1 pseudogene is annotated in these 203 nt (G+C 52.2%); it reads right to left on the bottom strand.

Annotated elements, in window-relative coordinates:
- A pseudogene (locus FDX22_RS23840) lies at positions 1 to 203 on the bottom strand (excinuclease ABC subunit B); the annotation flags it as partial.

The raw sequence follows: 203 nt of genomic DNA, 5'->3' as shown, positions 1-203 counted from the left end.
GCGTGAATAGTTTTCAATCCCCGAGCAGTAACCCAGCTCGTTCATCATTTCCAGATCGAACTGCGTACGCTGGCTTAAACGCTGTTCTTCTACCAGTTTGTTGTTCGCCAGCAGGATTTTGCGGCGCTCCGCCAGCTCGACTTTAATTTCTTCCATTGCCTGCACGATACGTTCGCGCGGCGTCACGTAGTGGGTTTTCGGGT

This window comes from Citrobacter sp. TBCS-14 (genome assembly GCF_005280805.1).
Taxonomy (GTDB): Bacteria; Pseudomonadota; Gammaproteobacteria; order Enterobacterales; family Enterobacteriaceae; genus Citrobacter; species Citrobacter gillenii.
The sequence above is the reverse complement of the archived record's forward strand: the minus strand, read 5'-3'. Positions and strand labels throughout refer to the sequence as shown.